Origin of the sequence: Pseudomonas crudilactis (genome assembly GCF_013433315.1) — a bacterium.
Lineage (GTDB): Bacteria > Pseudomonadota > Gammaproteobacteria > Pseudomonadales > Pseudomonadaceae > Aquipseudomonas > Aquipseudomonas crudilactis.
Genome location: NZ_WXVV01000005.1, coordinates 35,058 through 56,371, shown reverse-complemented (window position 1 = coordinate 56,371; position 21,314 = coordinate 35,058). Strand labels below are relative to the sequence as shown.

The window sequence follows — 21,314 nt, the reverse complement described above, 5'->3', positions numbered from 1 at the left end:
CACGCTGTTTCGCGTCACGTCTCTATATATGCGACGCATAGCTGCGGCATACTCGGTCGCCTAATTGCCCGGATCCCGCTATGCGCTCACTCGCTGCCCTCGCCCCCATTGCCTTGACCCTGATGCTTACCGCGTGCGGCGACGGCGAATCGCTGCTGCCCCCGGATGCACGCCTGCCGGATGGCGGACGCTATCGCGGCGAACTGGTCGATGGCTTGCTGCAAGGTCAGGGACGCGTCGACTACCCCAATGGCAGCTGGTACGCCGGGCAGTTCGACAAGGGCCAGTGGCATGGCCAGGGCGAATGGCATGGCAGCAATGGCGAGGTCTATCGCGGCCAGTTCCAGCAAGGCCTGTTCGACGGTCAGGGCAGCCTGACCACCAACGCCAGCAGTTACACCGGCGGCTTCAAGCAGGGCCGGCGTGACGGCGAAGGCACCCTGAAAGAAAACGCCATGACCTACCGGGGCGAATTCAGGGCTGACCAGTATTCCGGCCTCGGCCGTCTGGAAATGGACGACGGCAGTTCCTATCAAGGCCAGTTCGCCCACGGCAAGCCCAACGGCGAAGGTCAGCGTGGCGACTCCAGTGGCAACACGTTCAGCGGGCATTTCGTCAATGGTCAGCTGGAAGGCAACGGCACGTTCAACAGCGCTGACGGCGACATCTATGTCGGCGGCTTCAAGAACAATCAATTGCACGGCAAGGGCCGCTACGAAAACGCTGACGGCGATGTCTGGCTCGGCCAGTTCAAGGAAGGCGCGCTGACCGGCAAAGGCGAACTGATCGGCGCCGACGGCAGCCATTACATCGGGACGTTCAGTGATTGGCGCTTCAGCGGTCAGGGCCGCTTGAACCTGTCTGACGGCAGCTTCTATATCGGCGGCTTCGACAACGACAGCTACGCCGGGCGTGGCACTCTGGTGCTCACCGATGGCAGCGTCATGAGCGGCAGCTGGATCAACGGCCAGCGCGTGCGCGACGCCGATGGCAAGTTGCTGCCCGATACGCTCGAGCTTGGTTTGCTCGCTCAGGGCCGTCTGCTTGATGAAGCCCTGACTGCCATTCCCGCTTCAACCCCAGCGGTCGAGTTATACACACTGACCCTCGGCGGTGACGGCAAGCAGAGTGTGTTCCTGCGCGAGTCCGACTACGTCGCCAACATGCTCAATACGCGCTTCGGCGCTTACGGCCAGATCCGTCTGGTCAACCACCGCGACCACCTCGGCGACCGGCCGATGGCCACGCGCGAAAACCTGCGCCGCGCCGCGCAAACCCTCGCCGAACGCAGCGGCCCGGAAGATTTGCTGTTCATCTACCTGACCAGCCACGGCACCGCCGAGCATGAGCTGGTGCTCGACCAGCCGCGCATGGAACTGGCCGACCTGCCCGCCGACGAACTCGCCGCCGTGCTCGCGCCGTTAAAGAATCGCGACAAGATCATCGTGATTTCGTCGTGCTACTCCGGCGGTTTCATCCCGGCGCTGAAGGACGAACGCACGCTGATCATGACTGCCTCGCGCGCCGATCGGGTGTCCTTCGGCTGCTCGGAAGAAGCCAACTTCACCTACTTCGGTGATGCGCTCTTCGCCCAGGCGCTGAACCAGACCGATGACCTGGAGCAAGCCTTCAAACTGGCCAAGGCCACCGTCGCCGAGCGTGAACTGGCGGACAATTTCGAAGCCTCGGAGCCGCAGATCTGGGCGCCGAAAACCGTGTTGGCGCACTGGCAACTGCTGCGCAAACAGCAAGCAAGAAAAGCTTTGCAAAGTGCTGCATTGAACGACGGAGCGATAAAGAGCAACTAAGCTGAACAGTATCAAGGGAGAGACACTATGTACTTGACGCCTCAGCACGTATTGCTTGCCGGAGCCACCGGTTTGACCGGTGAACATCTACTCGACCGTTTGCTCAACGAGCCAACGATTTCTCGCGTGCTCGCCCCTTCCCGTCGACCTTTGGCCGAACATCCGCACCTGGAAAACCCCGTCGGCGACCCGCAGGTGTTTCTGCCGCAACTCAGCGGCCGGGTCGATATCGCCTATTGCTGCCTCGGCACCACCATCAAGCAGGCCGGCTCCGAAGCGGCGTTTCGCGCGGTCGATCTGGACATGGTCGTGGCGTTTGCCAAACGCGCGCGGGAGATGGGCGCGCGGCATCTGATTGTGATCAGCGCGATTGGCGCCGATCCGAAATCGTCGGTTTTCTACAACCGGGTCAAAGGTGAAATGGAGCAGGCACTGCGTGCGCAGGACTGGCCGCAATTGACCATTTGCCGGCCGTCGCTGTTATTGGGTGAACGGACTGAACCGCGTCTGGCCGAGCAACTGGCCGGGCCGTTGTCGAAGCTGATTCCGGGGAAATACCGGGGCATCGAAGCGTGCCAATTGGCGCGGGCGATGTGGCGATTGGCGCTGGAAGAGCAGGATGGGGTGCGGGTGATCGAGTCGGATGAGCTGCGCAAGCTGGGCAAATAATCTATAGCGCCTGGAGGAAAGCTTTCGCGAGCAGGCTCGCTCCCACATTTGCACCGCGTCCACTTGTGGGAGCGAGCCTGCTCGCGATGGAGTGCGTAGCGGTCCCCTATAATCCGCCAGTCGCCTGAAAACCCACGCCAATCACCGTGAGCAATGACAACGGCAACAACAGCGTATCGAGCAACGCACTCGCCGGCAGATCCAGCCCCGGATAACTCGGCGCTTCAGCCCCGAAGCGATCCATCGCGCAACACCCACCATTCAATGCATACAAATCCAGCCGCGTTCCGGAGTACACCACTGGTGCCCCCGGTTTCGCCGCATCCAGCGTGCGTGCCGTGGCGCACCCGGTCAGCAACATCACCAGCCCAATCACCAGCAGCTTATTCATCGCTGCTCAAATGATGCTCACCCCAACGCGGCAGCATGTCCTGCGGAATGCCCAGCAGATTGAGAATCCGCGCCACGACAAAATCGATCAAATCATCGATGGTCTGCGGCTGATGATAGAAACCCGGCGACGCCGGCAAAATGGTCACGCCCATGTTCGACAGCTTGAGCATGTGCTCCAGATGAATGCTCGAATACGGCGCCTCACGCGGTACCAAAATCAACTGACGACGCTCTTTCAATGTCACATCGGCCGCGCGTTCGATCAGGTTGTTGCAGGCACCCGTGGCAATGGCCGATAGCGTGCCCGTTGAGCACGGCACCACGACCATTGCCGCCGGAGCGCCAGACCCGGAGGCCACCGGCGACATCCAGTCTTCCTTGCCGTACACGCGAATCTGCCCGGCGGCAGCCCCGGTGTATTCGGTGAGGAAGGCCTGCATCATCTGCGGTTTGGGTGGCAGCGTGACATCGGTCTCGGTCGCCATCACCAATTGCGCAGCCTTGGAGATCAGAAAGTGCACTTCGCGATCTTCACGTACCAGACAGTCGAGCAGGCGCAAACCATACTGCGCGCCGGAGGCGCCGGTCATCGCCAGGGTGATGCGTTCCGGGCCATTGCTCTCAAAACGAGTGTTCATTGCAGCGCCTCGGCGAGTTTGCCGTGCAGGCCGCCGAAGCCGCCGTTGCTCATGATCACTACGTGAGTGCCGGGTTGAGCCTGGCTCTTCACGCGTTCGATGATGCCTTCCAGCGAATCGCTGACAATCGACGGCACCGTGCACAGCGCCGCAGTGCCGGCCAGGTCCCAGCCGAGGTTGGCCGGGGCGTACCAGATCACCTGATCGGCATCGACCACGCTATCCGGCAAACCGTCACGGTGTGCGCCGAGCTTCATCGAGTTGGAGCGCGGTTCGATGATGGCGATCAGCGGTGCGTCACCGATGCGTTTGCGCAAACCGTCGAGGGTGGTGGCGATGGCGGTCGGGTGGTGGGCGAAGTCGTCGTAGATGGTGATGCCACGCACCTCGGCGACTTTCTCCATGCGGCGTTTGACGTTTTTGAACGCGCTCAGCCCGGCGATGCCCATCGACGGCACCACACCCACATGACGCGCAGCCGCCAGAGCGGCCAAGGCGTTGGCGACGTTGTGCTGACCGGTCAGCTCCCACTCGACGGTGCCTTGCGACACGCCTTCGAACATCACTTCGAACGCCGAACCATCTTCGCTCAACAGTTTGACCTGCCATTGGCCGCCAGCACCGGTGGTCTGCACCGGGGTCCAGCAGCCCATTTCGATCACACGCTGCAAAGCCGGTTCGGTGGTCGGATGGATGACCAGGCCTTCGCTCGGAATGGTGCGTACCAAGTGGTGGAATTGCCGCTCGATCGCCGGCAGATCCGGGAAGATGTCAGCATGATCGAACTCAAGGTTGTTGAGGATCGCGGTGCGCGGACGGTAGTGAACGAATTTCGAGCGTTTGTCGAAGAAAGCGCTGTCGTATTCGTCGGCCTCGATCACGAAGAACGGCGTACCGCCCAGTCGCGCCGACACCGAGAAATTCTGCGGCACGCCACCAATCAGGAAGCCCGGGCTCATGCCAGCATGTTCCAGCACCCAGGCGAGCATGCTGCTGGTGGTGGTTTTGCCGTGAGTGCCGGCAACCGCCAGCACCCAGCGCCCTTGCAGCACATGGTCAGCCAGCCACTGCGGGCCGGAGACGTACGGCAGGCCTTTGTTCAGGACATATTCCACCGCCGGATTGCCGCGGGACATGGCGTTGCCGATCACCACCAGATCCGGCGCCGGATCGAGTTGCGCCGGGTCATAGCCCTGCGTCAGCTGAATGCCCTGGGCTTCAAGCTGTGTGCTCATCGGCGGATAGACGTTGGCGTCGGAACCGGTCACGTGATGGCCCAGCTCTTTGGCCAACACCGCCATCGAGCCCATGAAAGTCCCGCAGATACCCAGAATATGAATGTGCATAGTCGACCTCGTAAAACATGGCCGCAGGTTAGCGTAGGGAGGGGGAAATCGCACTCTTTAGGTGAGGGGCGGGGTGGGTGGGCCTGGCATTTTGGCTCGACTGTAGATTGCGGCCCCTCACCCCAGCCCTCTCCCGAGGGAGAGGGAGCCGATCTGTGCTGCTCTTATATTCTGAGTTCGGCTCGATATTTCAGGTCGGCGTAAATCAGTGAGCGACCCGGTCAGTCCCCTCTCCCCCTGGGAGAGGGCTAGGGTGAGGGCCTTCTAACTGACTCGCCGCTCAATGCCATGCTTACGCAGTTTTCTATAGAGCGTATTACGGCTGACCCCAAGCTGTTCCGCCGTATGCGTCATGTGCCACCGCGTCTGCTCCAGCGTTTTAAGCAGCGCAATCCGCTCGGCGTCTTCCAGTGGATGTTCAGATGAATCAGGCTGAAAAATCGGCACCCGCCCCTGCCGAATCATCACCGGCAAATCCTCCACCCCGATCCGCCCCTCATCACACAACGCCGCCAACGTGCGCAGGACATTGCGCAACTGCCGCACATTCCCCGGCCAGTTGAACGCCAGCAAAGCCTGACGCGCCGCCTCGTCGATCACTATCGTTTCACCGCCCGCCTCCTCGGCCAGCAGGAAATCCAGCAACTGCGACTTGTCACTACGCTCACGCAACGCCGGCAACGCTACTTCCAGCCCATTGAGCCGGTAATACAAATCCTCGCGAAAGCTGCCATCCGCGACCCGCTCCAGCAGATTGCGGTGGGTGGCACTGATGATCCGCACGTTGACCGACTCCGGCTCGCCGCCGATCGGCACCACCTGACGATCCTCCAGAACTCGCAACAGCCGAGTCTGCAAGGCCAGCGGCATGTCGCCGATTTCATCGAGGAACAACGTCCCGCCATCGGCCTGCTGCAGCTTGCCGCGCATGCCGTCCTTGCGCGCGCCGGTGAAGCTGCCGCCGCGATAGCCGAACAGTTCGCTTTCAATCAGGCTCTCAGGAATGGCCGCGCAGTTGAGCGCGACGAAGGATTTGGCGGAGCGTTGACTGGCCTGGTGCACAGCCTTGGCGAAAGCTTCTTTACCGGAGCCGGTTTCGCCGTTGATCAGCAGCGGCACATCACGCTCGAACACGCGCAGGGCTTTGCGAAAATCTGCCTGCAACGTTTCATCACCGAGGCATATGCCCGAAAGGCGCGGGGCCTCAGCCACGACTGGCGTCGATACAAAAGGTAGAGGCTTGCGCGACTCACCGCGCAGCACGGCAAACAAATGTCTCCCGTCACGGGTGCGCAACGGCCAACTGGCGCTGGCATTGGCACTCGCGCGGCCAAGCAATTCATCCAGTGAACAATCGAAAAGCGCCTCCACCGGTTTACCCAGCAAACCACCGCGAATATGCCCGAGCAAATTCAGTGCACTCTGATTCACCGCACTGATCCGCCCTTCCCCGTCAAACGCCAGCAAGCCTTCGCTGAACAGCCCGACGGACTCGGCCTGCAAATGAAAGCGCAGCAACCATTGGTTATCGAAACAGCGCAGGAAGTAACAACTCTCGATCATCTTCGCCGACAGATTGACCAGCGCCATGGTGTGGAACTGGCTCTGCCGCGAAACGTCGTGGCGCGCCGAGGACACGTCGAGCACCGCCAGCAGTTCGCCATGCGGGTCGAACACCGGGCTCGCCGAACAGGTCAGGCCGGTGTGGCGACCGCGAAAGTGTTCGTCTTGATGGATGGTCAGCGCCTGACGTTCGACCAGGCAGGTGCCGATGCCGTTGGTACCTTCGCAGGCCTCGCTCCAGTCAGCACCCAGCCAGAGCCCGGCGCGTTCGAAGATCTTGCGTTCGGCCGGCGCGGTGACACAGTTGAGGATCACCCCGCGCGCGTCAGTCAACAGCACCGCATGGCCAGCGCCAGAGAGCTGTTGATGCAGGCTGCTCATTTCATTGCCGGCGATCTGCAATACCTGTTGCAGACGCTCGCGGCTTTCCAGTACCCGGCCGTGTTCGAGCACGGTTGGCGCCATGCTCAGCGCGGGGTCGAGGTGATAGTCCTCCAGACAGCGCAGCCACGAACGGGCAATCGACGGATCGGCACCGGGCCCGTGCAGGTGCGGTTTGCCCTGGGTAGCGGTGAGAACCTGTTGGGCATGGCGGCTCAAATGGTTGTCGTGCATTTCTTATTGTTCTCCCCGAGGCTCGACGGCCGAATGCTGAGGTGATGCCCAGCATCCTCCAGCCATCGACGCATTGCAATGCTGGCAAGACTGCCCGGTCATCAGCTGTGCCGAAAGCGGTACAAACTGTCACCCGACCTGTACCGAAACCGTCACAGGCACAATCCACTCGTCCGACATAAACCTGCCAAGCCCTTGATTTACCTGCCCTGAACGGCAGTGGCCCGACCTTTGCTCTACGCTTATGGCAAGCGCACTTGCGCGTTTCTCTAATAAGTACAAAGCCAAGGAGAACATCATCATGCGTTACGCTCACCCCGGTACTGAAGGCGCCAAAGTCTCGTTCAAAGCCAAGTACGGTAACTACATCGGCGGCGAGTTCGTCGCGCCTGTCAAAGGTCAGTACTTCACCAATACCTCGCCAGTGAATGGCCAACCGATTGCCGAATTTCCCCGCTCCAGTGCCGAAGACATCGACAAGGCACTGGACGCCGCCCATGCCGCTGCCGACGCATGGGGCGCGACCTCCGTGCAGGCGCGCTCGCTGATCCTGCTGAAAATCGCCGACCGCATCGAACAGAATCTCGAACTGCTAGCGATCACCGAAACCTGGGACAACGGCAAAGCCATCCGCGAAACCCTCAACGCCGACATCCCGCTGGCTGCCGACCATTTCCGCTACTTCGCTGGCTGCCTGCGTGCCCAGGAAGGCAGCGCTGCCGAAATCGACGGCAACACCGTGGCCTATCACATTCATGAACCGCTGGGCGTGGTCGGCCAGATCATCCCGTGGAACTTCCCGATCCTGATGGCCGCGTGGAAACTTGCGCCAGCGTTGGCTGCCGGCAACTGCGTGGTGCTCAAGCCTGCCGAACAAACGCCGCTGGGCATCACCGTGCTGCTGGAACTGATCGGCGACCTGCTGCCGCCGGGCGTACTGAACATTGTTCAGGGTTACGGCAAAGAGGCCGGCGAAGCGCTGGCGACCAGCAAACGCATCGCCAAGATCGCCTTCACCGGCTCGACTCCGGTTGGCTCGCACATCATGAAGTGCGCGGCCGAAAACATCATTCCATCGACCGTGGAACTGGGCGGCAAATCGCCGAACATCTTCTTCGAAGACATCATGCAGGCCGAGCCGACGTTCATTGAGAAAGCCGCTGAAGGTCTGGTGCTGGCGTTCTTCAACCAGGGCGAAGTCTGCACCTGCCCTTCCCGCGCGCTCGTGCAGGAATCGATCTACGACGAGTTCATGGCTGTCGTCATGAAGAAAGTCCTGCAAATCAAGCGCGGCGATCCGCTGGACACCGACACCATGGTCGGCGCGCAGGCGTCCGAGCAGCAATTCGACAAGATTCTTTCGTACCTGGAAATTGCCAAGGGCGAAGGCGCCGAGTTGCTGACTGGCGGCAAGGTGGAAAAACTCGAAGGCAATCTGTCGACCGGTTATTACATCCAGCCGACCCTGCTCAAGGGCACCAACAAGATGCGCGTGTTCCAGGAAGAAATCTTTGGCCCGGTGGTGAGCATCACCACGTTCAAGGACGAAGCTGAAGCCCTGGCCATTGCCAACGACACCGAGTTCGGCCTCGGCGCCGGTCTGTGGACCCGCGACATCAACCGCGCCTACCGCATGGGCCGGGCGATCAAGGCTGGTCGCGTGTGGACCAACTGCTACCACCTCTACCCGGCGCATGCCGCGTTTGGCGGGTACAAGAAGTCTGGCGTGGGCCGTGAAACCCACAAGATGATGCTCGATCACTATCAGCAGACGAAAAACCTGCTGGTGAGCTACGACATCAATCCGTTGGGCTTCTTCTAAAACCTTCGGGCGACTCAGATACTTCTGTGTCGCCCGCTCAACCGCTTTCGCGAGCAGGCTCGCTCCCACAAGGGGAGTTGTGTCGCCCCATATATACAGGCTCACCACAAATCCACTGTGGGAGCGAGCTTGCTCGCGAAGGCGTCCTCAATGACACAACACACAATGACCTGGCCGCTCTGGCACGGCCCTTGCGTACCCGTCATTCAGGTTTTGCGTGACAACTGCCGCTGCGTGAACAGCACTCATCCACCCAACCACTGCACCCGAAAGTCCAACAGATCAAACAATAAAAAACAGAGAGGACTTATGACTTCCACCACACAGCTCAAACCCACACTCGGCACCCTGCATCTGTGGGGCATTGCCGTCGGCCTGGTGATTTCCGGCGAATACTTCGGCTGGAGTTACGGCTGGGGCACCGCCGGCACGCTCGGGTTTCTGGTCACGGCATTGATGGTCGCGACCATGTACACCTGCTTCATCTTCAGCTTTACCGAATTAACCACCGCCATCCCACACGCGGGCGGGCCGTTTGCCTACAGCCGTCGGGCATTCGGCGAAAAAGGCGGATTGATCGCCGGCATCGCCACGCTGATCGAATTTGTCTTTGCGCCCCCGGCAATTGCCATGGCCATCGGCGCCTATCTGAATGTGCAATACCCGGAGCTTGATCCGAAGATCGCCGCCGTCGGCGCGTATTTCGTGTTCATGACCCTGAACATCCTTGGTGTCAGCATCGCCGCGACTTTCGAACTGGTGGTCACCGTGCTCGCCGTTGCCGAGTTGCTGGTGTTCATGGGCGTGGTCGCGCCGGGCTTCAGCTTCAGCAATTTCGTGCTCAACGGCTGGTCGGGCTCGAATGAATTCACCATGGGTTCGATCCCCGGGATCTTCGCAGCGATACCGTTTGCGATCTGGTTCTTCCTCGCCATCGAGGGTGCTGCCATGGCCGCCGAAGAAGCCAAAGACCCGAAACGGACAATTCCCAAAGCCTACGTCAGCGGCATTCTGACCTTGGTGTTCCTCGCCATCGGTGTGATGGTCATGGCTGGCGGCGTCGGCGACTGGCGCCAACTGTCGAACATCAACGACCCGCTGCCGCAGGCGATGAAAGCCGTGGTCGGCAATAACTCGACGTGGATGCACATGCTGGTGTGGATCGGCCTGTTCGGCCTGGTGGCGAGTTTCCACGGGATCATCCTCGGTTACTCGCGTCAGTTCTTCGCCCTCGCCCGCGCCGGTTATCTGCCGAAAGGCCTGGCCAAACTGTCGCGCTTCCAGACCCCGCATCGGGCGATTCTGGCCGGTGGCGTGATCGGCATCGCGGCGATTTACAGCGACGGGCTGGTCAATCTGCAAGGCATGACCCTGACCGCCGCGATGATCACCATGTCGGTGTTCGGCGCGATCGTGATGTACATCATCAGCATGCTCAGCCTGTTCAGGCTGCGTAAGACCGAACCGAACCTGGAACGGACCTTCCGCGCACCGGGCTACCCGATCGTGCCGGCCATCGCGCTGTTTCTGGCGGTGGTGTGCCTGATCGCGATGGCGTGGTTCAACACGCTGATCGGTTGTGTGTTCCTCGGATTCATGGCCGCCGGCTATCTGTACTTCCAGCTGACCGCCAAGCAACGCTCCGAAGCGCCGGCAGACGCTATGCTCGAAGGTATCTAGTTGCACCGGCACCGGGCCTTTCACCCGGTGCCCGCTATATAGAGGTGCACACAATACCCTGTAGGAGTGAGCCTGCTCGCGATGGCACCAGCGCGGTATGACTGTTGCACCGAGTTGCCTGCATCGCGAGCAGGCTCACTCCTACACAAAAGCAGATTGCAGCAATTACTGGAGGACACCGCCCCATGGCCGCATTCGCCCATTCCGTCGGCGCCCAGACCTATCGCTTCGACAGCCTCAAGGACGTCATGGCCAAGGCCAGCCCGGCGCGCTCCGGGGATTTCCTCGCCGGCGTCGCCGCGCTCAATGACGGCGAGCGCGTGGCCGCACAAATGGCCCTGGCCGACATCCCGCTCAGGCATTTCCTGCAAGAGGCGCTGATTCCTTATGAGTCCGATGAAGTCACCCGACTGATCATCGACACCCACGACAAGCAGGCCTTCGCGGTCGTCAGCCACCTTACCGTCGGTGGTTTCCGCGACTGGCTGCTCAGCGACGCCGCCGATGAAACCAGCCTGCGCAACCTCGCCCCCGGCCTGACCCCGGAAATGGTCGCCGCCGTATCGAAGATCATGCGCGTGCAGGATCTGGTGCTGGTGGCGCAAAAGATTCGCGTGGTAACCAAGTTTCGCGGCACCCTCGGCCTGCGCGGGCGTCTCTCCACGCGCCTGCAACCCAATCACCCGACCGACGAGCCATCCGGCATCGCCGCGAGCATTCTCGACGGTCTGCTCTACGGCAATGGCGACGCGATGATCGGCATCAACCCGGCCACCGACAGCATCGCCTCGATCTGCGCGATGCTGGAGATGCTCGACGCGATCATCCAGCGCTACGACATCCCGACTCAGGCCTGCGTGCTGACTCACGTCACCACCTCTATCGAGGCGATCAATCGTGGCGTGCCGCTGGACCTCGTGTTCCAGTCGATTGCCGGCACCGAAGCGGCCAACGCCAGTTTCGGCATCAACCTGAACGTGTTGCAGGAAGGCTATGACGCCGGCCTGAGCCTGAATCGCGGCACTCTCGGGCAGAACCTGATGTATTTCGAGACGGGTCAGGGCAGCGCGCTGTCGGCCAACGCCCACCACGGCGTCGACCAACAGACCTGCGAGACCCGAGCCTACGCGGTAGCGCGACACTTCAAGCCGTTTCTGGTGAACACGGTTGTAGGATTTATCGGCCCGGAATATCTCTACAACGGCAAACAGATCATCCGCGCCGGCCTCGAAGACCACTTCTGCGGCAAATTGCTCGGCGTGCCGATGGGCTGCGATATCTGCTACACCAACCACGCCGAAGCCGATCAGGACGACATGGACACCCTGCTGACGTTGCTCGGGGTCGCCGGGATCAACTTCATCATGGGCATCCCCGGTTCCGACGACATCATGCTCAATTACCAGACCACGTCGTTCCACGACGCGCTCTACGCCCGGCAGACCCTGGGCCTGAAACCGGCGCCGGAGTTCGAGCAATGGCTGGCCCACATGGGCATCTTCACGCAAGCGGACGGCAAGGTTCGCTTTGGCAACAACTTGCCGCCGGCCTTCCGCCAGGCACTGGCGCAACTGGGATGAGTCACATGGAAAAACCGCCCGTGGACCTGCAAAACCCTTGGCTGCAACTGCGCCGCCTGACCCCGGCGCGGATCGCCCTAGGCCGCACCGGCACCAGTTTGCCGACCAGCGCACAACTGGATTTCCAGTTTGCCCACGCGCAGGCACGGGATGCCGTGCACTTGCCGTTCGATCACGCTGGGCTCAGCGCGCAACTGAGCGAGCGCGGGTGCAAATCCTTGTTGCTGCACAGCGCGGCAGTGGATCGCAACAGCTATCTGCAACGCCCGGATCTGGGCCGCAAACTCAGCGATGAATCAGCACAGGCCTTGCGTGACTACGCTGCGGCGCACCCCGGTGGTGTCGATCTGGCGATTGTCGTGGCCGACGGCCTGTCGGCGCTGGCGGTGCATCGGCATACCTTGCCGTTTCTGACCCGACTGGAGGAGCAGATGACTGCCGACGGTTGGTCGCTTGCCCCTGTGGTGCTGGTGGAACAGGGTCGGGTCGCCGTCGGTGATGAAATCGGCCAGTTGCTCGGCGCAAAAATGCTGGTAATGCTGATCGGCGAGCGCCCGGGCCTCAGCTCGCCAGACAGCCTCGGTTTATATTTCACCTACAATCCAAAGATCGGCCTGACCGACGCCTACCGCAACTGCATTTCCAATGTAAGGCTAGAAGGCTTGAGCTACGGCATGGCGGCGCACCGCTTGCTGTACTTGATGCGGGAAGCTTGCCGCAGACAGCTGTCGGGCGTGAATCTGAAGGACGAAGCACAGGTTCAGACGCTGGAGTCGGACGCCGGTGCGGACATGAAAGGAAACTTCCTACTCAGCCCGCCCCCTACCTGAACCGTTTCCGCATTGCGTTTCTGCGCAGGTTTCAGGCAGGATCGATGCACGGCCGCACGGGTTTCCCATCGCCGTCAGAGCAGTTGAAGACAGCCACTTGAAGACGAGACCTATCATGCGGATTATTCAAGCGACCCTCGAACATCTGGATTTACTGACTCCGTTGTTCGTCAAATATCGCGAGTTCTACGGTTCCCTGCCTTACCCCGACTCCTCCCGCGCGTTCCTCGAAAAACGCCTGCGCCGCAAGGAATCGGTGATCTATCTGGCCCTGGCCGATGATGACGACAAGAAGCTGATGGGTTTTTGTCAGCTCTATCCGAGCTTCTCCTCGCTGTCACTCAAACGCGTGTGGATCCTCAACGACATCTATGTCGCCGAAGACGCCCGCCGCCAACTGGTCGCCGACAACCTGATCCGCACTGCAAAAAAAATGGCCAAGGAAACCCAGGCCGTGCGCATGCGCGTCTCCACCAGCAGCAACAATGAAGTCGCGCAGAAAACCTATGAATCCATCGGGTTCAAGGAGGACACCGAGTTCAAGAACTACGTGCTGCCGATCAGCGAAGAGCTTTGATTGCAAACGCAACGTGTGATGGGGGAGCCTGCTCCCTCAGACATGCCGGGTGCATGCTGACAATTATTCACAGCCCGACATCCCTCGCTACAAAAGCAACGCGCTTTTCATCTTTCAGACCGTATAATCCCGAGCTTTCCGGCTTGTAAGAAAAACTACACCCCGCTGTAGGCTTACACGAAGTCATCCGCACAGGCCTGCCGAGTCGGGCCGCCATACAGGTGCCTCCATGGATTTCAACCCGCTCGACCTTATCCTGCATCTCGACGTTTACCTCGATTTGCTGGTGAACAACTATGGGCCATGGATCTACGCCATCCTGTTTCTGGTGATTTTCTGTGAAACCGGTCTGGTGGTAATGCCATTCCTGCCGGGTGATTCGCTGCTGTTCATTGCCGGTGCCGTTGCCGCTGGCGGTGGAATGGATCCGGTGCTGTTGGGTGGTCTGCTGATGCTCGCGGCCATACTCGGCGACAGCACCAACTACGTGATCGGACGAACGGCCGGGGAGAAGCTGTTCAGCAACCCGAACTCGAAAATCTTCCGTCGCGATTACCTGCAACAGACTCACGACTTCTACGACAAGCACGGTGGCAAAACCGTGACTCTGGCGCGCTTTCTGCCGATCATCCGCACCTTTGCACCCTTCGTCGCTGGTGTAGCAAAGATGCCCTACCCGCGCTTTTTCGGTTTCAGCGTGTTCGGTACGGTGTTGTGGGTTGGCGGTCTGGTGACGCTGGGTTACTTCTTCGGCAACGTGCCGTTCATCAAGAAAAACCTGTCGTTGCTGGTCGTCGGCATCATTCTGCTGTCGCTGGTACCGATGATTATCGGTGTGGTTCGCAGCCGCTTCGGCGGCACCAAAGCCCAATCGCACTAAGCCGATGTGGTCGTTGAGCGCCTGGCGTCGCCGGCGCATTCTGGCGAAGCACCCGATCGCCGACGACATGTGGCAACGGGTGCGCCATCACCTTAGTTTTCTCGACGGCATCAGCGCTGCCGAAGACCAGTGGCTACGCGAAGCCTGCGTTCTTTTCCTCGAAGACAAACACCTGAGCGCCCTGCCCGGCGTCGACCTGCACCAGGAACAACGCCTGTTGCTCGCGGCCCAGGCGCAACTGCCGCTGATGCAACTCGGCGATCTGAATTGGTATCAGGGTTTCCACGAGATCGTGCTCTACCCCGACGACTTTCTCAGCCCGCAACGTCATCGTGACGCCAGCGGTGTCGAGCACGAGTGGGACGGCGAGCACAGCGGCGAAGCCTGGCAGCAGGGGCCGATCATCCTCGCCTGGCCCGGCGTGATGGCCAGTGGTGGCTGGGAAGGCTATAACCTCGTGATCCACGAACTGGCGCACAAACTCGACATGCTCAACGGCGACGCCAACGGCCTGCCGCCGCTGCACACCGACATGCGCGTCAGCGACTGGGCCGAGGTGATGCAACACGCCTACGACGACCTCAACCGCCAGCTCGACCATGACCCGGACGCCGAAACCGCCATCGATCCCTACGCCGCCGAGAACCCGGCGGAATTCTTTGCGGTCACCAGCGAATACTTCTTCAGCGCCCCGGATCTGCTGCATGAGGCTTATCCACAGGTGTATGCGCAGTTGCAGCTTTTCTACCGTCAGGATCCGTTGAGCCGGTTGCGGCAACTTCAGGCCACAGACCCGGTCTATCAGGCGCACGACTAAGCTCTGCACGACTTTCGGTACATGGCGTCGACGGCAGAATATGCCTATAATCGCCGCCACTTTTTGGTCAATCCGGCCAAGTGTTTTTGGTCAACTACGGGGGCAACGCCCAATGAGCTACAGCAAGATTCCGGCTGGCAAAGACCTGCCGAACGACATCTACGTCGCGATCGAGATCCCGGCCAACCACGCGCCGATCAAATACGAAATCGACAAAGACAGCGATTGCCTGTTCGTTGACCGTTTCATGGCCACCCCAATGTTCTACCCGGCCAACTACGGTTACATCCCGAACACCCTGGCAGACGACGGTGATCCCCTCGACGTGCTGGTTGTGACCCCTTACCCGGTTGCTCCAGGCTCGGTGATCCGCGCGCGTCCAGTCGGCATCCTGAACATGACCGACGACGGCGGTGGCGATGCCAAAGTCATCGCAGTCCCACACGACAAGCTGTCCCAGCTGTACGTCGACGTGAAGGAATACACCGACCTGCCGCCACTGCTGATCCAGCAGATCGAGCACTTCTTCGCGAACTACAAAGATCTCGAAAAAGGCAAATGGGTCAAGATCGAAGGCTGGGCCGGTGCAGACGCCGCCCGCGAAGCGATCACCAAGTCGGTTGCCGCCTACAAAGGCTAAGCACCTGCGCTACGCGTGATGCTTGAAGAAAACCCCGGTTGATCCGGGGTTTTTTGTGCTCGGGAAAAGCCGCCTTAAACAGAGTGTTTATGACGGACTACAGAAAAGTTTTATCTTGTGTAATTTCCCACAAGAACGTCTTACATCCCGTCGCAAAATTCAGTCCGTTTTTGAACGCCCGGTTTATTCAAACCGCTCTGGCACGGCCGTAGACTCCGTGTTTATGAGAAAGAACACTAGCGGTCCAAGATTCAAGGCACTCCTGGAAGCAGCGAACATCTCCACGACGGGTTTCGCAAAGTTCTGGGGCACGGAAGCCCAAAATGTCCACAACTGGTACACCCGGGGCGTCCCGGCGTATCGCATGGAAGAAGTCTCACGCCTGCTGTCCGTCAACAGCGAATGGCTGAAAACCGGCGAAGGCACAAAAGAAGCGCCAAGCCTGAATCAGCCTGCCAGCAATGGCGACAGCTTTGATGCCCACGACCCCCAAGGCGCCTATCGATTCATCCATCCCAACGACATCGAACTTGCCTTCTTCAAAGAAACACCACTGAGCAACGGCTCCGACAAAACCCACGTCATTCAGGATACGGATCTCTCCATCCGGCTGCTGCGCGCGCCCCTTGATCAACTGGAAATCCGCCCCGCCGACGCTATCTGTGCGCACATGATCGGCAACAGCATGGCCGAACGCATCGAAGACGGCTCCATCGTCGCCATCGACCGCGGCCTGACTCAAGTGGTGGACGGCGAGATCTATGCCATCGAACACGACGGCATGCTGCGCATCAAATACCTGCACCGTATGCCTGGCAACGGCCTGCGCCTGCGCAGCCACAACAGCGCCGAATACCCGGACGAAGTGTTCCGCCCGGCGCAGATCGAGGAGCAAAGAATTCATATATTGGGCTGGGTATTCTGGTGGTCGACCGTGAGCAAGCGGCGGCCGGTGGTGCCGTTTCTCTGACTTGATGCAGTTTTTCGAGTTTGCACTGAACCCTGTGGGAGCGAGCCAGCTCACGAAGCGGCCCGGACATTCGGTACAAATCCCGGATTTCTGACGCAGAAGTCGCTCTAAACCGCACTTCAGACTGGGAATCCACAGCAAAACTCAGTATCCTGCGCCCCACATTTGCGCATCGACCCGCCCCGCGGCTCAGACAGCGCCCGACGCGGCAGACCAACGTCTGACCAAGTCCCACAGCCGGACGCAGATCCGGATGTACGTTTTGAAGGCTGGCAAGGCTTACCAAAAATAGGCCAAGCCAGTCCCCGAGAAGCCGGCCACAAGCCGGCTTTTTAATTGTCCGAAATAATCCTATCCCATCCAAGAATCTTCCTGATAGCTTAGCTATTCCGGGGGTTTCAGGCATTCCCCTGTCCGATGGCGTTCAACGCCATTTGACCTCATCCGACGATGAAGTGGGGGGACAGGTGGGGGGACAAAGGGACGACAGGGGAATCCAATGGGTAAGCTGAATCCGAAACAAGTCGAAAACCTGACCGAACCCGGCACCTATGAAGATGGTGATGGGCTTCGCTTGGTCGTCAAACCTACCGGGCGTAAATCCTGGCTACTTCGCTTTCAACTGGCGGGGCGCCGTAGGGAGATGGGCTTGGGCTCATTCCCTGAAGTAGGTCTAAAGAAAGCAAGACAGGACGCCAGCGCCAAACGCAGCCAATTGAGCGACGGTATAGATCCTCTAGCCGCTCGCGACATCGAACGCGCGGCCCAACGTGAAGCACAACGTACTAGCGAAGCGAAACAGCTGAAGTTCGAGACACTCGCGAAGGAATACTGCGAGGCACACGGAGGCACCTGGTCAGATAAGTGGCGTAAAGGCTGGCTACGGAAGCTGGAGCTGTATGCGTTTAACCATATCGGCAAGCTGTCAGCCGAGGAGATCGGTACTCCTCAGGTGCTCAAGGTGCTGCAACCTATCTGGGCCACCAAAACCAGAACTGCCGACGAGGTACGCGGGCAAATTGAACAGGTTCTGGACGCAGCCAAGGCACGCAATTTACGAGAGGGCGAAAACCCTGCTCGCTGGCGCGGACATCTGGACAACCTTCTGAGTCGTGCTGAAAAGAAGAAGGCTCGAAAACGCGAGCACTTTGAAGCGTTGCGCTGGCAGGACGTGCCAGCCCTAATGGGCAAACTCAGCGCGAACGCCACACCCGCCTCCTTGGCCGCTCAACTGCTGATCATGACCAGCGCACGTGCCCACATGGTGAGGTTTGCTCGTTGGGATGAGTTTGATTTGGAAGCTGGCAATTGGTCTCTGCCGGATGAACGCATGAAAATGCGCGTGGCCTTTGTCGTCCCGCTTGCCAATGAGGTCATAAGGCTGGTGCGAGGTATCCCGCGAGCTGAAGGAAGCCCCTATCTGTTCCCAGGCCAAGGGAAGTCAGGAGTGATGCACACAAATGCCATACGCACGCTTCTGCACAGCATGAAGTATGAACACATTACTCGACATGGCTTTCGCTCTTCATTTCGTGACTGGGCGGGTGAATGCACACACTACCCACGAGAGGTTTGTGAAATGGCACTCGCACATGACGAACGCGACCAAACTGAAGGGGCGTACTCTCGCTCCGATTTCCTCGACAAGCGACGGGCACTCATGACAGATTGGGCTAAATTCATATGCAAGCCGCTGACTGAGAACACCCAAGCAACTAATTCAGTTTAAAAACATAAGCAGTTCCTTCGAAGGAGCTGCCTCAACGACCGATTCAAGGACGATGAAATTTTGCAGATTCAACGCAACAAATTAAGAGTTACCACACGCACAAGTAATGACCCCAAAATAAAAAGTCACTTCTCCATAGAGATCTCTGTAGACTTCGATAATTGGACTGCAACCCAAAAAACCAAACTAGAGCTCATAATCGAGCAATCTCCCCCCAAAGAAAAACCCTTCCTACCAAACCTAGCAGACTACCCCGAATACAAACACCTAGTCCTCCTTAACATAGAGAGCGCAGCAAATGAAGTGTTTGAAATAGTAATAAAGCGATACATGATGCTTCGTAGAACCATTTCGAACGAAAACAAAATCAATCTTGATAAAATATTAGTAGAACGCACGAATACACACTCACACAACAACAAGGAACTAAAAAATAAATTAAAACCAATTCTAACAAAGGAAAAAAGCGCTGCCTTCCAACATATAAAAAACGCTTACTCAAGCATATTCATTGCGATAGATTACTACCAAACACGCGGAGCAGATATAGGAATAAAGATGTTATCTTGCGGCCTGCATATGCTTTATTCAGGCGACCAACGATACTTTAAAGAGACAATCAAAACACGATCAGAGGTTGCGACAGAAGGAGGCCTTGCTCGCAAGGAGCACTACTTGGCCACCAAACAAAAAATTTGCGACCTTATTAACACACTAGCTCCGCACGAAGGCTGGACTCAAGAGTTAGATGCTTACAAAGCAATATTACCAGAAATAAAAAAATACATGGTAGAAAACAACGTAAGGCGTCCCGCTCTGAGCAGCATCGAAAAGACATTGAGACGCTGGATAAAAAATGATCCTATCGTCTCCGCTGCCGTTAGGATCGCCAAACCTCCAACTCATTACATCTCTGATTGATATTAATGCTCTCTCGGCCGACCAACTGATCGCTCGCCAACCTTTGGAGAGTTGCCCTTACCAAATGTTCTTTTGTTCCCAGGCATGCAAGCACTTACATATCGATCCGCTTTGGTAAGGTAGATTGCTGCCATCTCTTTAAGACTGCTCAGCTTTTCCGCCTCACTGTAGTGAATCATCCCCACACCACAGTGCCTGTACCTCGATTTATTTCCATTGCAGTTATAATAAACGCCCTTCCCCTGAGTGATCACATTATTCCAGTACTCACCTATCAGCTTCGCAATGACAATATCCTGCCGCACCTTCGCCCCATCTAAAAAGAACATCATGTGGTAATGATGGCCTTTCTCCCTACCGTACTCAAGCTTCCATACGTATCCCACCATCCCCAGATCAGGGCACTTGTTTTTCAGATAGTCGATAAGCTCTATTCGATGCTGAACAATTTGCTTCGTAACAATACCTAGAGCGTCCAACCTATCACTCGACCGGCTATAATCTTCAACTTCAAGCTTCCCCTTTCCGTATGAGAAATCAACTCTTAAAACCAAAATTCTAGAATAACGCGCAAACAAAGAATCTATGTAACTCAAGAGACCTGAATAGTTCTTATTAGCTGCCCGCATATGCGCGGACATCTCCCGCTTGAATGCTCCACCAGAAACACACTCTCTCACCGCATTAACAAACCGATTTAGCCCATGAAAACATTCAGGCAACTCCGACTTCTCCAGCCTGTATGGACTTGTAGGATTTATTTTTCTATAACACTCATAAAAGACACTAACATAAGGATTCACCTTAAAGAGGACCATTCCTCTTTCAAGCTCAACATAGCTAATTGTAACCGCCATTACAATACTTGTCTCTTCTTTACTTAACACCAGCTCACCTCGATGCTTGAGCGACGACAAACTAAATATATCTCCTGTCGCCTTCTCCATCACACTTACAGCCCTCATGATCCTGCTAACAGAATCAAATAGCATACCGTCCCCACTAAAACACGAGTACCCCTCCTCCTTTATTGGATCATAAAACTCCTCAACAACCTTTTCCTTATAAGCATCAATAAATTCCAACTCATTAAAACTCATAACCACACCACATCCACAATCAATATAAAATTTTAATCACATTTACGACCTGTCATTCAGACAGGTCACTCAACGCCCTACACACCATCAAACAACTCAACACCCTCTAGTTATTATCTAATAACATATAAACCAATATCCACACACCCTCTTCAGACCAGAGATACCACAAATAAAACTCAACACACCGCCTAGATTGAGCCATAACAAACCCAACCATTTTCTTAAGTTAGTACGCGAAGAACTCACATCTAGATGGGCTTATCCTGAACCTTTATTCCAAGCTCACTTTCCTCTCAAAGTATTATCAACCAGTGATTCAATCCACTTGTTAATGCTCGATTCCAACCAGCCTACCGCTGAACTACCAATTTTCATCGGTTTGGGGAACGAGTCGTCGTAGCGCGGTGACGCAGGGTTCATCCGGTCATAAATCGTTGAACGCGACAAACCCACACGATCGAGCACCTGCTTAAGGCGTAAAACTCTGGGATGGGTAGTGCTGATTTCTGCCATTTCGTAAGCTCCAGACTGCGTTGGTACGCGACGGGACTACTCTAAAGGGATTCCCACGCCCGGAAAATTACCTGTGCTTTCGTAGAAGTTTTACAGAAACGCGTCAACACGCCAGGCGGGGGCCCACTGCTGTTTACCTCGCGCGCGTGCGCGTATGCGTGCACGCATTGGCTCGTCCTAGAGTTAGTTCTCAGACAAGCGACTTAGTTCTCATGTCAAT

The 21,314-nt window shown here is 57.8% G+C and carries 19 protein-coding genes; 13 read left to right on the top strand and 6 right to left on the bottom strand.

Annotated features, from left to right (window positions below; genetic code table 11):
• Positions 1 to 80: 80 nt before the first annotated feature.
• Both GTU76_RS07130 and GTU76_RS07125 read left to right on the top strand, forming a co-directional pair.
• Positions 81 to 1,808 carry a C13 family peptidase gene (locus tag GTU76_RS07130; protein WP_175553126.1) on the top strand — a complete coding sequence of 576 codons (1,728 nt, stop codon included), beginning with the start codon at positions 81 to 83 and terminating at the stop codon, positions 1,806 to 1,808.
• A gap of 27 nt (positions 1,809 to 1,835) precedes the next feature.
• Positions 1,836 to 2,477 carry an oxidoreductase gene (locus tag GTU76_RS07125; RefSeq protein ID WP_016986105.1) on the top strand — a complete coding sequence of 214 codons (642 nt, stop codon included), beginning with the start codon at positions 1,836 to 1,838 and terminating at the stop codon, positions 2,475 to 2,477.
• A gap of 106 nt (positions 2,478 to 2,583) precedes the next feature.
• Here GTU76_RS07125 and GTU76_RS07120 read toward each other — a convergent pair whose 3' ends face one another.
• The 4 genes from GTU76_RS07120 to GTU76_RS07105 form a co-directional block, all read right to left on the bottom strand.
• A complete protein-coding gene (locus GTU76_RS07120) occupies positions 2,584 to 2,868 on the bottom strand; it encodes a YceK/YidQ family lipoprotein (RefSeq protein WP_175553125.1) in 285 nt (94 codons plus the stop codon).
• Positions 2,861 to 3,508 (bottom strand): flavin prenyltransferase UbiX, encoded by a 648-nt coding sequence (ubiX, locus tag GTU76_RS07115; protein ID WP_007909567.1) that lies wholly within the window; start codon positions 3,506 to 3,508, stop codon positions 2,861 to 2,863. The genes GTU76_RS07120 and ubiX overlap by 8 nt, the downstream gene beginning before the upstream one ends.
• Positions 3,505 to 4,854: a UDP-N-acetylmuramate:L-alanyl-gamma-D-glutamyl-meso-diaminopimelate ligase gene (gene mpl / locus GTU76_RS07110; protein WP_007909560.1), complete on the bottom strand. Its 1,350-nt coding sequence runs from the start codon at positions 4,852 to 4,854 to the stop codon at positions 3,505 to 3,507. Before mpl ends, ubiX begins: the two co-directional genes overlap by 4 nt.
• Positions 4,855 to 5,118: 264 nt before the next feature.
• Positions 5,119 to 7,032, bottom strand: a complete 1,914-nt coding sequence (locus GTU76_RS07105; RefSeq protein WP_180698328.1) for a sigma-54-dependent Fis family transcriptional regulator — start codon at positions 7,030 to 7,032, stop codon at positions 5,119 to 5,121.
• 301 nt (positions 7,033 to 7,333) lie between these two features.
• Here GTU76_RS07105 and exaC point away from each other — a divergent pair, with 301 nt between their 5' ends.
• The 11 genes from exaC (at position 7,334) to GTU76_RS07050 (ending at position 19,478) form a co-directional block, all read left to right on the top strand.
• Positions 7,334 to 8,854, top strand: coding sequence for an acetaldehyde dehydrogenase ExaC (exaC, locus tag GTU76_RS07100; RefSeq protein ID WP_180698327.1), 1,521 nt, complete (start codon positions 7,334 to 7,336; stop codon positions 8,852 to 8,854).
• A gap of 309 nt (positions 8,855 to 9,163) precedes the next feature.
• Complete coding sequence (gene eat / locus GTU76_RS07095) at positions 9,164 to 10,534, top strand: ethanolamine permease (protein ID WP_175553123.1); 1,371 nt, start codon at positions 9,164 to 9,166, stop codon at positions 10,532 to 10,534.
• Between the two features lie 185 nt (positions 10,535 to 10,719).
• On the top strand, positions 10,720 to 12,114 hold the full coding sequence (locus GTU76_RS07090) for an ethanolamine ammonia-lyase subunit EutB (protein WP_175553122.1): 1,395 nt from the start codon (positions 10,720 to 10,722) through the stop codon (positions 12,112 to 12,114).
• Positions 12,115 to 12,119: 5 nt separating this feature from the next.
• Positions 12,120 to 12,944, top strand: a complete 825-nt coding sequence (eutC, locus tag GTU76_RS07085) for an ethanolamine ammonia-lyase subunit EutC (RefSeq protein WP_180698326.1) — start codon at positions 12,120 to 12,122, stop codon at positions 12,942 to 12,944.
• A 115-nt stretch (positions 12,945 to 13,059) separates the two neighbouring features.
• Complete coding sequence (locus GTU76_RS07080) at positions 13,060 to 13,521, top strand: GNAT family N-acetyltransferase (protein ID WP_007910890.1); 462 nt, start codon at positions 13,060 to 13,062, stop codon at positions 13,519 to 13,521.
• 229 nt (positions 13,522 to 13,750) lie between these two features.
• Positions 13,751 to 14,401, top strand: a complete 651-nt coding sequence (locus tag GTU76_RS07075; RefSeq protein WP_064118832.1) for a DedA family protein — start codon at positions 13,751 to 13,753, stop codon at positions 14,399 to 14,401.
• Positions 14,402 to 14,405: 4 nt separating this feature from the next.
• The gene (locus GTU76_RS07070) at positions 14,406 to 15,218 is read left to right on the top strand and encodes a M90 family metallopeptidase (RefSeq protein WP_180698325.1); all 813 of its coding nucleotides are present in this window, start codon (positions 14,406 to 14,408) and stop codon (positions 15,216 to 15,218) included.
• 112 nt (positions 15,219 to 15,330) lie between these two features.
• Complete coding sequence (gene ppa, locus GTU76_RS07065; RefSeq protein WP_003205933.1) at positions 15,331 to 15,858, top strand: inorganic diphosphatase; 528 nt, start codon at positions 15,331 to 15,333, stop codon at positions 15,856 to 15,858.
• A gap of 223 nt (positions 15,859 to 16,081) precedes the next feature.
• A complete protein-coding gene (locus GTU76_RS07060; RefSeq protein WP_180698392.1) occupies positions 16,082 to 16,828 on the top strand; it encodes a S24 family peptidase in 747 nt (248 codons plus the stop codon).
• 499 nt (positions 16,829 to 17,327) lie between these two features.
• Complete coding sequence (locus GTU76_RS07055; RefSeq protein WP_180698324.1) at positions 17,328 to 18,557, top strand: tyrosine-type recombinase/integrase; 1,230 nt, start codon at positions 17,328 to 17,330, stop codon at positions 18,555 to 18,557.
• A 60-nt stretch (positions 18,558 to 18,617) separates the two neighbouring features.
• A complete protein-coding gene (locus GTU76_RS07050) occupies positions 18,618 to 19,478 on the top strand; it encodes a hypothetical protein (protein ID WP_180698323.1) in 861 nt (286 codons plus the stop codon).
• Positions 19,479 to 19,480: 2 nt separating this feature from the next.
• Here the strand turns inward: GTU76_RS07050 and GTU76_RS07045 are convergent, their stop codons facing one another.
• Together GTU76_RS07045 and GTU76_RS07040 are read right to left on the bottom strand one after the other, a co-directional pair.
• Positions 19,481 to 20,578 carry a YagK/YfjJ domain-containing protein gene (locus GTU76_RS07045; RefSeq protein WP_180698322.1) on the bottom strand — a complete coding sequence of 366 codons (1,098 nt, stop codon included), beginning with the start codon at positions 20,576 to 20,578 and terminating at the stop codon, positions 19,481 to 19,483.
• A gap of 285 nt (positions 20,579 to 20,863) precedes the next feature.
• Positions 20,864 to 21,094: a helix-turn-helix transcriptional regulator gene (locus GTU76_RS07040; protein ID WP_073452056.1), complete on the bottom strand. Its 231-nt coding sequence runs from the start codon at positions 21,092 to 21,094 to the stop codon at positions 20,864 to 20,866.
• Positions 21,095 to 21,314 lie beyond the last annotated feature (220 nt).

Excerpts from the sequence above, each read along its gene's own strand:
- GTU76_RS07130 (WP_175553126.1), top strand. The coding sequence starts at position 81 with ATGCGCTCACTCGCTGCCCTCGCCCCCATTGCCTTGACCCTGATGCTT.
- GTU76_RS07125 (WP_016986105.1), top strand. The coding sequence starts at position 1,836 with ATGTACTTGACGCCTCAGCACGTATTGCTTGCCGGAGCCACCGGTTTG.
- GTU76_RS07120 (WP_175553125.1), bottom strand. The coding sequence starts at position 2,868 with ATGAATAAGCTGCTGGTGATTGGGCTGGTGATGTTGCTGACCGGGTGC.
- ubiX (WP_007909567.1), bottom strand. The coding sequence starts at position 3,508 with ATGAACACTCGTTTTGAGAGCAATGGCCCGGAACGCATCACCCTGGCG.
- mpl (WP_007909560.1), bottom strand. The coding sequence starts at position 4,854 with ATGCACATTCATATTCTGGGTATCTGCGGGACTTTCATGGGCTCGATG.
- GTU76_RS07105 (WP_180698328.1), bottom strand. The coding sequence starts at position 7,032 with ATGCACGACAACCATTTGAGCCGCCATGCCCAACAGGTTCTCACCGCT.
- exaC (WP_180698327.1), top strand. The coding sequence starts at position 7,334 with ATGCGTTACGCTCACCCCGGTACTGAAGGCGCCAAAGTCTCGTTCAAA.
- eat (WP_175553123.1), top strand. The coding sequence starts at position 9,164 with ATGACTTCCACCACACAGCTCAAACCCACACTCGGCACCCTGCATCTG.
- GTU76_RS07090 (WP_175553122.1), top strand. The coding sequence starts at position 10,720 with ATGGCCGCATTCGCCCATTCCGTCGGCGCCCAGACCTATCGCTTCGAC.
- eutC (WP_180698326.1), top strand. The coding sequence starts at position 12,120 with ATGGAAAAACCGCCCGTGGACCTGCAAAACCCTTGGCTGCAACTGCGC.
- GTU76_RS07080 (WP_007910890.1), top strand. The coding sequence starts at position 13,060 with ATGCGGATTATTCAAGCGACCCTCGAACATCTGGATTTACTGACTCCG.
- GTU76_RS07075 (WP_064118832.1), top strand. The coding sequence starts at position 13,751 with ATGGATTTCAACCCGCTCGACCTTATCCTGCATCTCGACGTTTACCTC.
- GTU76_RS07070 (WP_180698325.1), top strand. The coding sequence starts at position 14,406 with ATGTGGTCGTTGAGCGCCTGGCGTCGCCGGCGCATTCTGGCGAAGCAC.
- ppa (WP_003205933.1), top strand. The coding sequence starts at position 15,331 with ATGAGCTACAGCAAGATTCCGGCTGGCAAAGACCTGCCGAACGACATC.
- GTU76_RS07060 (WP_180698392.1), top strand. The coding sequence starts at position 16,082 with ATGAGAAAGAACACTAGCGGTCCAAGATTCAAGGCACTCCTGGAAGCA.
- GTU76_RS07055 (WP_180698324.1), top strand. The coding sequence starts at position 17,328 with ATGGGTAAGCTGAATCCGAAACAAGTCGAAAACCTGACCGAACCCGGC.
- GTU76_RS07045 (WP_180698322.1), bottom strand. The coding sequence starts at position 20,578 with ATGAGTTTTAATGAGTTGGAATTTATTGATGCTTATAAGGAAAAGGTT.
- GTU76_RS07040 (WP_073452056.1), bottom strand. The coding sequence starts at position 21,094 with ATGGCAGAAATCAGCACTACCCATCCCAGAGTTTTACGCCTTAAGCAG.